General features: G+C 45.0%; 11 protein-coding genes. 8 read left to right on the forward strand and 3 right to left on the reverse strand.

All coding sequences use genetic code 11. The features are described from left to right. The first annotated feature begins 144 nt into the window (after positions 1-144). From secA2 to chrA, 5 genes are all read left to right on the forward strand, one after another. Positions 145-2,520, forward strand: coding sequence for an accessory Sec system translocase SecA2 (gene secA2 / locus EXG77_RS02980; protein WP_035396192.1), 2,376 nt, complete (start codon positions 145-147; stop codon positions 2,518-2,520). After that, positions 2,513-3,322 (forward strand): SLAP domain-containing protein, encoded by an 810-nt coding sequence (locus tag EXG77_RS02985; RefSeq protein WP_052017086.1) that lies wholly within the window; start codon positions 2,513-2,515, stop codon positions 3,320-3,322. Before secA2 ends, EXG77_RS02985 begins: the two co-directional genes overlap by 8 nt. An 85-nt stretch (positions 3,323-3,407) precedes the next feature. Further along, the gene (locus tag EXG77_RS02990) at positions 3,408-4,451 is read left to right on the forward strand and encodes a glycosyltransferase family 4 protein (RefSeq protein WP_023469304.1); all 1,044 of its coding nucleotides are present in this window, start codon (positions 3,408-3,410) and stop codon (positions 4,449-4,451) included. A gap of 138 nt (positions 4,452-4,589) precedes the next feature. Next, positions 4,590-5,612, forward strand: a complete 1,023-nt coding sequence (locus tag EXG77_RS02995; protein WP_238987914.1) for a DUF418 domain-containing protein — start codon at positions 4,590-4,592, stop codon at positions 5,610-5,612. 52 nt (positions 5,613-5,664) lie between these two features. Then, positions 5,665-6,816 carry a chromate efflux transporter gene (gene chrA / locus EXG77_RS03000; protein ID WP_035396197.1) on the forward strand — a complete coding sequence of 384 codons (1,152 nt, stop codon included), beginning with the start codon at positions 5,665-5,667 and terminating at the stop codon, positions 6,814-6,816. A 60-nt stretch (positions 6,817-6,876) separates the two neighbouring features. Here the strand turns inward: chrA and EXG77_RS03005 are convergent, their stop codons facing one another. The 3 genes from EXG77_RS03005 to EXG77_RS03015 form a co-directional block, all read right to left on the reverse strand. Next, on the reverse strand, positions 6,877-7,293 hold the full coding sequence (locus EXG77_RS03005; RefSeq protein ID WP_023469302.1) for a GNAT family N-acetyltransferase: 417 nt from the start codon (positions 7,291-7,293) through the stop codon (positions 6,877-6,879). Then, complete coding sequence (locus tag EXG77_RS03010) at positions 7,268-8,299, reverse strand: LCP family protein (RefSeq protein WP_023469301.1); 1,032 nt, start codon at positions 8,297-8,299, stop codon at positions 7,268-7,270. Before EXG77_RS03010 ends, EXG77_RS03005 begins: the two co-directional genes overlap by 26 nt. 67 nt (positions 8,300-8,366) lie before the next feature. Next, positions 8,367-9,008: a YigZ family protein gene (locus tag EXG77_RS03015; RefSeq protein ID WP_023469300.1), complete on the reverse strand. Its 642-nt coding sequence runs from the start codon at positions 9,006-9,008 to the stop codon at positions 8,367-8,369. Positions 9,009-9,105: 97 nt separating this feature from the next. Here EXG77_RS03015 and EXG77_RS03020 point away from each other — a divergent pair, with 97 nt between their 5' ends. The 3 genes from EXG77_RS03020 (at position 9,106) to EXG77_RS03030 (ending at position 11,943) form a co-directional block, all read left to right on the forward strand. Next, positions 9,106-10,278 carry a sensor histidine kinase gene (locus EXG77_RS03020; RefSeq protein WP_023469299.1) on the forward strand — a complete coding sequence of 391 codons (1,173 nt, stop codon included), beginning with the start codon at positions 9,106-9,108 and terminating at the stop codon, positions 10,276-10,278. Next, positions 10,275-10,970: a response regulator transcription factor gene (locus tag EXG77_RS03025; RefSeq protein ID WP_023469298.1), complete on the forward strand. Its 696-nt coding sequence runs from the start codon at positions 10,275-10,277 to the stop codon at positions 10,968-10,970. The genes EXG77_RS03020 and EXG77_RS03025 overlap by 4 nt, the downstream gene beginning before the upstream one ends. A 130-nt stretch (positions 10,971-11,100) precedes the next feature. Beyond that, a complete protein-coding gene (locus tag EXG77_RS03030) occupies positions 11,101-11,943 on the forward strand; it encodes a DegV family protein (protein WP_023469297.1) in 843 nt (280 codons plus the stop codon). Positions 11,944-12,067 lie beyond the last annotated feature (124 nt).

Below are 12,067 nucleotides of genomic sequence, written 5' to 3' on the forward strand. Positions count from 1 at the left end.
AGATTTATTTTTAAAATAAGTAAATGATTTTCTTGAAAATGGTTTTTATCTCTTCTGTTCCATTTTTTAACTGATATAATGGATACGTAGATGAAAAAATTGTCGGACCTGACGTCACGTGGACGTGGGGAGAGGAGAAAAACAGTGCTTCAACTCGTAAAAAATACATTCAACGAACAGTCTAAGCGACTGAAGAACTATATGAAAATCGTAAAAGAAATCAATGCGTTAGAAAGTCGTTATCAAGCGATGACGGATGATGAATTAAAAAATCAAACAATCCACCTAAAGGAACGCATCGAAGCCGGTGAGACGATTGATCAACTAAAGACGGAGGCATTTGCTCTTGTCCGAGAGGCAAGTGTTCGTACGTTAGGCATGCGTCATTACGATGTTCAATTGATTGGTGGTCTTGCGTTACTAGACGGTCATATCGCAGAAATGGCGACGGGGGAAGGAAAAACATTAGTCGCGTCGTTACCGAGTTTTACAAATGCCTTAAGTGGTAAAGGGGTTCATGTCATCACCGTCAATGACTACTTGGCACGACGAGACGTGGATCAGATTGGAGAAATTCACCGTTTTCTTGGTTTAACAGTCGGACTAAATGTTCCCGATCTGTCACCTGATGAGAAACGTGCTGCCTATGGCGCAGATATTACATATGGAGTCGGTACAGAATTTGGCTTCGACTACTTGCGCGATCATCTCGTCAATCGGAAGGAAGACCGTGTACAACGAAAACATCACTTTGCCATCATCGATGAAGTCGATAGTATTTTAATCGACGAAGCGAAAACACCACTCATCATGGCAGGTAAGGGCTCGGTGCATGAAGGATTACAAACCGTCGCGAAGCTGATCGTATCAAAGTTTCCTGCGGATGCATACGAATACGACGAAGAGATCAAAGCAGTTTCGCTTACGGATAAAGGAATTTCGATCATCGAAGAGAACTTCGCCATCGATAATCTTTTCGCAGCTGAGCATCAAGTACTTTATCATTACATGGTTCAAGCCTTGCGTGCTCACATCGTCATGAAACGAGACGTTGATTACATCGTAAAAGATGGGAAAATCGAGTTGGTTGATTTATTTACAGGACGCATCATGGAAGGACGAAGTTTGTCGGATGGGCTCCATCAAGCCATTGAAGCAAAAGAAGGCATTGACATCACGGAAGAAAATAAAACGACGGCCCAAGTTACGATCCAACATTATTTCCGGATGTACGAGCTCGTTTCAGGCATGACAGGTACGGCACAAACTTCACGACAAGAGCTTCTAAAGACATACGGAATGGATGTCGTACAAGTCCCGACCAATCGCCCGAAACTCCGTGAAGATTCTTCTGACATCATTTACGCAACGAAAGAGGAGAAATATGAAGCTGTGGCGCGTGCGACGAAGGAAGCACATGCAAGACGGCAACCCGTATTGATCGGAACGACGTCCATCGAACAATCATTTGCTGTAGCTGAAGCTTTAGATACACATCAGTTACCGTATCAAATCCTGAATGCAAAGACGGTCGACCAAGAAACTGACATCATTTGTGAAGCCGGACAACACGGACGCATCACGATCGCGACGAACATGGCAGGACGAGGAACAGATATTACGTTAGATGAGATTGCGAAAGAAGCAGGTGGGTTGTTTGTCATCGGTACCGAGCGTCATGAGTCGGTTCGGATCGATAACCAGCTAAGAGGACGTTCAGGACGTCAAGGAGATCCAGGTAAAAGTCAATTCATCGTATCACTCGAAGATGACCTCGTCCGGCGTTTTGCAAAGGATCGACTCGAGAAAGTCTTGAAAAAAGTGAAGACGAGTCAGCATGAACCGGTTACGTTAAAAGAAGCACAAGCGTTATTGAGCTATGCGCAAGAAACATGCGAGGGGACAGGTTATTCGATTCGAGAGGAACTTGTTAAACTCGATGACGTCCTTCATCAGCACCGTCTTGTCATCTATGCGATCCGTAACCAAGTACTAGATGCGGAAGACATTCAAGATATGGTACTACCAATGGTCGAGCGGACGGTCGAACGTATCGTGGATCGTTATCTATCTGCAGAACTCGTACCGGAAGAGTGGCCAAAGGAAGAGTTCCAGTTCGCGATGGACGAATTACTAAACGACGAAGTACCACTTCCAGATGATTTAGAACAGCCGGAAGAGGTCAAAGCGTATTATGTGAACATTGTTTCCGCTCGTCGTGAAAAATGGATAGAGGAACTAAAGAATCCTGCAGTAGACGAGCTGATCCGAGATCAGCTATTGGCATCGATCGAAGAGCACTGGACGGAACATTTGACGACGATGAATACGCTAAAAGAAGGCATTCATCTTCGGAGTTACGGTCAAGAACAGCCTGTTCGGATGTACGAAAAGGAAGGCTTTGAAATCTTCAACTACACGATTGCTGAAATCGAGTATCCCGTTGCCTATGTCTTACAACGATTGTCCGAATATATCATGCTAGATGAAGAAATCGAGGAGATGGAGTTAGATGTTTAATCGCAGAAAACAAATCATTTTAGAAGCAGAGACACCAGAAAATACAGGACTGTATAAGCCTCGATTGATTTTTACAGAAGATATGTTGATCGAGAAAGAAGATGAATATCTTTTCCGTTACCATGCTAATCAATTGCCAGACTTGGAGTTAAATCAACTGTCCGTCGAAGCGCTGCAAGTGGACCTATCCTCCTCGCCGATTTCAATCGTCGCGTTGTTTCGAAATACATTAGAAAATAGTTTTCATGTAGATGGTCTTCCATTACTCGTGTTAGACGAAGCCAATCGTCTGATTGGCAGAAAGGTTTTGACGACGGAAGATATTCCGGAGTTCGTACCGATGAGTAGTATGCCATGTTGGCTTGATTTTTCCGAGGAAGAACTTTTCTTAACGGATGAAGAAAATTTCCCGGAAAAGATTCGTCTCTTATTTAGTTTAGAAGAGACGCATGATCTCGAGATTCCATCGGACTTCCTTGATGCTGAAGCGCGACGTGTACGTCAGACATTCTATTCAACCCCGACGTTGAAGAATGAAGAAGTCAATGTCATGAATGTTTGGAACGAGAAGAACGAAAATAGGATGACAGGATTGTTTTTGATTCGAAACGGATATGAACGGGCGATTCAACTCGGAACGCTTCCGTTACAACTTATGAACGGGGAACAAATCTTGCAGACATTGCAGGTAGCGTTAACGTCCCCAATCGAAGCTAAAACGACCCTTGCAATCAAAGTCGTCTTAGACGTGACGGAGTGGCAAGACCAAGACGTGTTGCAATTCCGAGTCGCACAAGCATAAGCCTATGCTTTTTGTTTACAGAATGGGAACGAACGATTTTTGGAAGAAGAATGTGGTATAATTCGCGCAGGAGCGTGATGTTATTATGTTATGGACAGCGTCCATTGTCTGTTTCATCGCTGCATTGCTGATTACCCCCGTTGTCAAACGTTTTGCCATTGCAGTGGGCGCGGTGGATAGTCCGGATGCACGAAAAGTACATGTTCGAATCATGCCACGTCTAGGTGGGCTTGCGATTTATATCTCATTCATGATCGGATACTTTATCTTACAACCATCGAGTCCATATGCGACTCATATATTAGTCGGTAGTTTCGTGATCATCATGACCGGTATGTTAGATGATCGTTTTCAACTGAATGCTAGGCTGAAGTTAATGGGACAAATCGTAGCGGCAGTCATTGTTTTAAATGGTGGGATTCGAATCGAATTCATCAATTTGCCGTTTGATCAACAGCTGTATCTCGGGTGGTGGAGTGTGCCATTGACCTTCCTGTGGGTCATCGGTATCACGAATGCCGTCAATTTGATTGATGGTTTAGACGGACTAGCTGCTGGCGTATCGAGTATCGTCTTGTTGACGCTAATTAGTTTAGCTGTGATTCAAGGGAACGTCTACGTGACGATCGTTGCGATCCTCTTGCTTATGAGTACGCTCGGTTTTCTGTTTCATAATTTTTATCCGGCAAAAATTTTCATGGGAGACACGGGTTCGCTGTATCTTGGATATATGCTGGCCGTACTTTCCCTACTTGGATTCAAAAATGTAACTTTATTCTCACTTGCTGTACCAGTCATTTTGCTCGGGATTCCGATTTCAGACACGCTGTTCGCTATCGTGCGTCGTATGTTACAAGGGAGACCGCCGTTCGCACCCGATAAAGAGCACTTGCATCACCGCTTACTCGATTTAGGATTTACGATGAGACAAGCCGTTTTAGTGATTTATGGACTTTGTGGTGTGTTCGGAATGACGGCAATCCTCTTTTCGCAAACGAATTCGCTCGGTGCTTTTATTTCTCTCGTTATCTTATTGATCGTACTAGATATTTTAGTCGAATCATTGGGTTTGTTAGGGGATAAATATCGACCGATTCTCAAACTATTAGAACGTCTTACAACGAAATGATTTAAAAAGATCGCTCATCTCAATGTGCGGTCTTTTTTTAAGGGAGATGAGAAAATGCAAGAAATAAATAAAAATGAACGCATTCAGTACTTGGATATTTTGAGGGGATTTGCTTTATGTGGCATTCTATTTGTCAACATGCCAAGTTTTCTTGGAGATCGACCGAATGCGATGATGGGAGACGTCGATCAAGCGATTCGTTTGGTGTTTGACCTCTTCATCCAGACAAAATTCTATACGCTGTTTAGTGTCTTGTTTGGAGCAGGTTTTTATCTGTTCATCCAGCGTTTGCAGCAAAAAGGATTACCGAAGACAATTTTTGCACGACGTCTCGGGATTCTTCTCGTCATTGGACTACTACACTTATGTATTTGGCAGGGAGATATTTTACATACGTATGCGTTGACCGGTTTTATCTTATTGTTATTTATAAAAACAAAGCCGATCACGAAGCTTTTGTTTGCGGCAGCATTTCAAATCTATGCCCTTTTGCTCTACCTACTTATTTTCTTTGGGGCTCGTCAATTGGGCGACACTCCCGTCGTCGAGCTAGATAAGACACTTCAGTCGTTCGTCGCATCGCGCGATCTCCTCGGATTTTTATCACATCACGCGACAGTTCAATTACCGGAAGCCCTCATGAATTCTGGTGTCATTTGGCCAGAAATTTTATCCCTGTTCTTGATTGGAGCCTATTTGATGGAACGCTTCAGCACAGCGCCACCGACGAATCGTTTCCTGTGGTGGACGCTTGGAATTAGTTTACTCCTGACACTTCCATCATTTGCAGGAATCATACAGGCGCATGCTGATGTACCAGACGGATCCATCAATCTATTTTACGTCTGGCTCTCAGGACGCACGCTTGCGATCACCTATGCTTGTGCCGTTGCGCTACTCGTTCGTGCTGGACGCATGCAATGGTTTGCTGGACTGGGACGGATGGCATTGACGAATTATTTGATACATACAGTCGTCTTTACCGTGTTCGTCTTCTTCAGTGGACAACATGGAACGACACCGTTATGGCAAGGACTGTTACTCGTTTTCCTGCTTTTGATCGCACAAGGTGTTGCTTCAAACAGATATCTCCAGTTTCATCCACAAGGTCCCATGGAGAAATTGTGGCGAAAAGGGACTTATGGAAAGAAAAACCGTTGAAGTTCACAAGAACTTAACATCTTTTATGTAGAATGAAGGATGGAGGTGAAACATGCATCGTTTAATTGAAATCTTTCTTGTATCGTTCAAGCTCGGACTGACGTCGTTCGGAGGTCCGGTCGCCCATCTCGGGTATTTTTATGAAGAATATGTCAAACGGAAAAAATGGATTGATGAGAAAGCATATGCTGACTTAGTTGCGCTCTGTCAATTCCTCCCGGGTCCCGCTTCGAGTCAGGTCGGAATGGGAATCGGTTTGATCCGTGGAGGCGTAGCAGGGGCGATCATTTCCTTTATCGGCTTTACGTTACCGTCGAGTATCGCCTTGATTCTGTTCGCGATTCTTGCGACACAGTTCGATGTCGCAGAAGCCGGATTCATTCATGGCTTGAAACTCGTTGCGGTTGCAATCGTTGCTGACGCCGTCCTGGGCATGGGAATGAAACTTGCGACAGGCGTCAAACGGATGACGTTGATGCTACTGGCGCTAGCAGGCGTACTCTTGATCGCACATCCACTGGCACAAGTCGGTGTCTTGTTGCTCGCAGGTCTTCTTGCGTTCTTCTGGTTTAAAGAAGAGACGGAGACGGGTGGGTCCTTGTCGATTCGCGTACCACGCCTACTTAGCATCACGGCACTCGTCTTATTCTTCGTCTTACTTGCCGTCACACCGTTTCTCGCTCAAGCAACGACGGGAACCGTCCAACTGACGAGTATTATGTACAGTGCCGGTGCCCTCGTCTTTGGTGGCGGACATGTCGTCCTGCCATTCCTTGAGCAGACACTCGTACCTGGATTGATGAACACGGATACGTTCCTTGCTGGTTACGCCGCTGCACAAGCGGTACCAGGACCACTCTTTACGTTCGCGACGTATCTCGGTACGATCGTTTCTGGTGTTTCTGGAGGAATTCTTGCGACGCTCGCGATCTTCCTACCAGGATTCCTACTCGTCATCGGTGTTTTACCGTACTGGGATCGTATTCGGAAGAATCAATCGGTCGGTCGGATCTTGATTGGCGTCAATGCTGCCGTCGTTGGTATCTTGCTTGCCGCTCTTTATGATCCAATCTTTACGTCAAGCATCAAGAGTGGTCTTGATTTCTTGATTGCCTTCGGTTTGTTCTGTTTACTTCGTTTTTATAAACAGTCGCCGTTACGAATCGTGTTGATTGGAGCCGTTCTCGGACTCCTATTCTTTTAAAACGCACAAAGAAGCAGTAGACAGGCGTCTGCTGCTTCTTTGTTTTCGCTTAATGAAGCTTTAAATTCGAGTCAAAAAGACAAGTTCGATATCGTGGCGCCACTCACGTTGGACTTCCGTAAAGCCAAAACGAGCGTAGAGCGTAAGGGCAGGAAGATTACGCGCACCTGTCATGACATGCTTCACGTGATCATGCTGAAGCAGGTGGTGCAGTAAGGATTGGGCGATGCCTTGGCGAAAATATTCCGGATTCACAACGAGGCGCGTGATCGTTCCATCAACATATGTGATCGCACCGACTACGCTATCATGCAAGAGATAAACGAACCCGTTCGGTTGCTCCGCTTCGATGTCATCGATCGTTTCCGATAAAGGTGGAAAGTCTACTGTTTCCAGTAGACGCGCTTCGATTCGATAAGCAAGACGTTGAAGTTCTAGCAAAGCTGCATGATCAGTTGATCGTAGTCGTCGTATCATCCGTCGCCTCTTCTGATGTCGTCATGTCAGTAGCGTCATCAGCAGGTAAATTGAGCTGTTCTTTTAATGTTGTTTTAGCTTCGGCAAGTGAAAGGGGATCGATTTGATAGTAATAGACGCCATTGATTTTCGTATCTGATCCCGTTAAATCAATACGATTAATGGATCCGAGTGATTTGACGAACGGTTGTAGCTGGAAGGCTTCCGTTAGTGACATATTCGTTTTGAAGTTATCGCCTGTAGCATCCATCAAGTCATTGAGTTTCGTGATCGAACCGAAGGAAGTCGACTGTTCGATAATCGCTTGTACGATTTGTTGCTGGCGTTTTGTACGTCCGATATCACCCTCAGGGTCTTCATAACGCATTCTGGCGTAGGCCAACGCTTCTTCCCCATTGAGTGTCTGCTGACCAGGTTCGAGTTTGATACTGTTTCGTTTATCGGAAGAGTCGAGTGTGTCGATCGGTAGTTTGACGTCGACATCAATACCGCCAAGCGCATCGACGATAGCAACGACACCATTAAAGTTGATGGAGGCGTAATAGTCTACAGGAATATCAAACAACGTTTCGACTGTCTCAATCGTTGAATCAATTCCTCCATAAGCATACGAATGGTTGATTTTATCTTCATATCCGACAGAAGGGATTTGGACGAGAGAATCTCGAGGGATGCTGACCATGTCTACGGTTTGATCTGTTTTATTGAATGTGGCGATGATCATCGTATCAGCGCGAGAGGATGTGTCTCCGGGACGTTCATCCGTTCCGACAAGCAAGACGGAGAAATGGTCCTTCGTCAAGTCGACTGCCGCTTCACGTTTTTCTGACTTGTCTCCACGTGCTAAGTCGACTTTTGTCTCATTAGCCGTTTGAAGAGTCTTGTTGGCGACGTAAGCGAATGCTGCACCGCCAGTTACTAAAATGATCAAAAATAAAAAAACAAGACGCTTGAACCAAGAACGCTTCTTTTTTTTCTTTGACCGTGATCGTATCGGTTCATCCATTTCAAGTACTCCTTACTTAACAGAATTATTAAAAAACTTTCGGAATCTTTACAATCAGTATAGCAGGTCAGGAAAGAATGTCACGTTCGAGGTAGCGAAAAGCACCTTCTTGGAAGTGGGCTTGCGCATTCGTCAGATCTGTCATCCATTCAATAAAGGTAGGAACATCTGCAGTTTTGACTAAGACATCGACTTGAACTTGATCCAAATAATGAATCTGATCAATCGGATGAATGCTTGATCGAAGTTCATTCTCAATTTTTCCAAGCCACGTATAGTCAATGTGCACTTCTACCACTTGATGCTGAATCCGTTCAACGACGCCGATTGCATTCAATGCTTCCGAGACGCTTGAGCCATAGGCACGAATTAATCCACCGCCACCAAGCTTAATGCCGCCAAAATAACGTGTGACCACAACAACGGTATCGCGTAAATCTCTTTTTTTCAGTACTTCAAGCATCGGGACGCCTGCTGTTCCGCTAGGTTCACCATCATCACTCGCTTTTTGGATTTGATTTTGTTCCCCGATGACATACGCAGAACAGTTATGATTTGCATCATGATGCTTCTTTTTAATCTGCGCAATGAAGTCTTGTGCCTCTGTTTCGGAAGAAATGCGAGAAATATATGTAATGAATCGAGACTTTTGAATAATGATTTCGTGGAAACCGTTTTCTTTTACTGTATAATAATGAGATAATGTCATACTATTAATGTCCTCCTCGTTGACTAGTTCTTTCTAGCATAACGACGTTCAGAGAGAGAGACAACCATTTGAGTGGTAAGGACCGGAGGGAGTCACGATGACGCATGAAATGAAGGAGCGACTGTCGTTGAATGATATCGTACAAAACATCATTGGTGTCGTAGAGGAAAGTCGCGAAGAAATCGTTCGGATCACGGAGGATTCGAGAGAGCAATATGCTGAAATCCAGCAAGAATTGCGCGACTTGAAAGTTCGTGTCCATGATTATATAAAAGAAGCAGAGCGGCTAGAACGTCATATTAAGGATGCCAAGACACGACTAGTCATCGTCAGCAAAAATTTCGAAAACTATTCGGAGCAAGATGTTCGGAAAGCCTATGAAACAGCGAACTCACTACAACTGGAGTCGTTTATCAATCAACGGGATGAGATGAATTGCCGGAAGCGGCGTGATGAGTTGGAACGTCGTCTCATTCAGTTAGACGAAACAATCGAACGAGCGGATATGCTGATTGGACGTGTATCCGTTGTCTTGAATTTTTTGACGGACGATATGCAAGTCATGAATGAGAAGTACGAAAAAGCGATGCAAAAACAGGAAATGGGCTTAAAAGTTTTTCAATCTGCTGAAAACGAACGACGGCGGTTATCTCGCGAAATGCATGATGGTCCAGCGCAGACATTGGCGCACGTATTAATTCGGGCGGATCTGATTGAAAAAATTCATCAACACAATGGAGCAGAAGCTGCTTTTGAGGAAATTCATCGTCTTCGTGTCTTGATTCGAGACGGATTAGCGGACATTCGTCGCATTATTTATGATCTCCGTCCAATGACGTTGGACGATCTTGGTTTCGTCCCGACGCTTGAGCGGTATTTACGACATATGCAAGAAATTTCGAATATTGAGATTCAATTTAAATATCTAGGCGGTGGCGAACGGATTGACTCCACCTATGAGGTCGCGGTCTTCCGGATCGTTCAAGAAGCTGTCCAAAATGCCGTGAAGCATTCCAATGCAAAGGACATTCGTATTATCATAGAACAATATCAACATTCCATTCGCATTCACGTAAAGGATAACGGAGTCGGATTCGACTTCGACTCGATCGTCGACTCACATGACGAGTCGTTTGGATTGATCGGGATGCGTGAACGCATTGAATTGATCGATGGAGAATTCGAGGTCGAAACGTACCCTGGGGGCGGGACGGTCATCAAGGTAAAGATTCCGATCGAGGAATCCGAAGCGAGAGGGGAAACACTGTGAACAACGAGCAAGTGAAAGTAGTCATCATTGACGATCATCAGTTATTCCGTGAGGGAGTAAAACGAATTCTTGACTTCGAGGAAGAGTTCGTAGTCGTAGCGGAAGGAGAGAGCGGCGTAGATGTCATTCCTCTCGTCGAAGCACACCAACCAGACATCGTATTGATGGATATCAATATGCCACAAGTCAACGGTGTCGATGCAACGAAACGTTTAATGGAAGTACACCCGGAAGTTCGGGTCATCATCTTATCGATCCATGATGATGAGACATATGTCATGCACGCCTTAGGAGCGGGAGCCGTCGGATATTTATTGAAGGAGATGGCGACGGATGAACTCGTCAACGCGATTCGTTCCGTCTATCGTGAAGGTGGATATGTACACCCGAAAGTGACACCAAATCTACTTCAGGAATACAGACGTCTCATGAAGATGAAACAAACGATGGCGTCACAACCCGTTGAACGTCAGGTGGCTGAAGCACCACTGCACGTATTGACACGGCGTGAATGTGAAGTTTTGCAGCTACTGGCAGATGGATTCTCGAACCGTGCGATTAGCGATACATTATATATCAGTGAAAAGACAGTTAAAAACCACGTATCTTCGATTCTTCGGAAAATGAACGTTCCAGACCGCACCGGTGCGGTCGTCGAAGCGATTCGCCGTGGATGGGTCGTCGTCGTATGAACGGATAGGAAGACGGGAGCAGGACTCCCATCTTCCTTTTTTTATCCACTCAGAAGTGCTACACTTATAAACGATTGTGACGTATGAAAGTATACGTCACGACGGAACTATAAAAGCGAGGAAATCACGGATGAGTCAGATTGTGATCGTAACGGATAGCACTGCCTATCTGCCAACAACGTATTGTGAAGAACATCAAGTGCACGTCGCACCGCTTAGCGTCATCTTTGAAGGGGAGGCTTATCGGGAAGGATTTGATATCTCGGTTGCTGATTTTTATGAACGGATTCGGACGGGTAGCCTTCCGACAACTTCACAGCCGAATATTGGAGATCTCGTTGCGACGTTTGAACAACTGCCAGAAGGAACGGATATCATTGGCATCACCCTTTCAAGCGGGATCAGTGGGACATATCAAGCGTTGCACACGATCAATATGATGATTGATCATGTGAACGTCCATCCTATCGACTCACGTATTTCCTGTATGCCGCAAGCGTTTCTCGTCCAAGAAGCGGTTCGTTTGCGAGATGCAGGAGCCACGGCGGAAACGATCGTCCATCATTTAGAGGAACTAAAAGAGCGCATTCGTGCGTATTTTGTCGTGGATGATCTCGAACACCTCCAACGCGGAGGTCGTCTCAGTGTCGCGCAAGCATTCGTCGGTTCGTTCTTAAAGATTAAACCCGTTCTTCATTTCGTTGACGGAAAAATCGTTCCGTTCGAAAAAATTCGAACGTTCAAGCGAGCCGTCAACCGAATCGAAGAGATGATGCACGAAGATATCGAGGGAGACGGAACCGGGTATACGATCGGCGTCATTCATGCAGAAGATTCTACGAAAGCAGAACAGGAGATTGCGTCCTTACAGACGAAGTTTCCAAATGCGCAAATCGAGATGAGTGTATTTGGTCCAGTCATCGGTACACACCTCGGACCGGGTGCGATCGGTATCACATGGTACAAAAAATAAGATGAAAACACATTGACGGACTCTATCGTCAATGTGTTTTTTCTTGTCCAGATATATGAGATAGCAAAACTATTTTTTGAGAAACCGCGTATTCCATCCATACATCTCTTATACAGCATACGTT

Origin of the sequence: Exiguobacterium sp. OS-77, assembly GCF_000414195.2 — a bacterium.
Lineage (GTDB): Bacteria > Bacillota > Bacilli > Exiguobacteriales > Exiguobacteriaceae > Exiguobacterium_A > Exiguobacterium_A indicum.

Excerpts from the sequence above, each read along its gene's own strand:
- EXG77_RS02985 (WP_052017086.1), top strand. The coding sequence starts at position 2,513 with ATGTTTAATCGCAGAAAACAAATCATTTTAGAAGCAGAGACACCAGAA.
- EXG77_RS02990 (WP_023469304.1), top strand. The coding sequence starts at position 3,408 with ATGTTATGGACAGCGTCCATTGTCTGTTTCATCGCTGCATTGCTGATT.
- EXG77_RS02995 (WP_238987914.1), top strand. The coding sequence starts at position 4,590 with ATGCCAAGTTTTCTTGGAGATCGACCGAATGCGATGATGGGAGACGTC.
- chrA (WP_035396197.1), top strand. The coding sequence starts at position 5,665 with ATGCATCGTTTAATTGAAATCTTTCTTGTATCGTTCAAGCTCGGACTG.
- EXG77_RS03005 (WP_023469302.1), bottom strand. The coding sequence starts at position 7,293 with ATGATACGACGACTACGATCAACTGATCATGCAGCTTTGCTAGAACTT.
- EXG77_RS03010 (WP_023469301.1), bottom strand. The coding sequence starts at position 8,299 with ATGGATGAACCGATACGATCACGGTCAAAGAAAAAAAAGAAGCGTTCT.
- EXG77_RS03015 (WP_023469300.1), bottom strand. The coding sequence starts at position 9,008 with ATGACATTATCTCATTATTATACAGTAAAAGAAAACGGTTTCCACGAA.
- EXG77_RS03020 (WP_023469299.1), top strand. The coding sequence starts at position 9,106 with ATGACGCATGAAATGAAGGAGCGACTGTCGTTGAATGATATCGTACAA.
- EXG77_RS03030 (WP_023469297.1), top strand. The coding sequence starts at position 11,101 with ATGAGTCAGATTGTGATCGTAACGGATAGCACTGCCTATCTGCCAACA.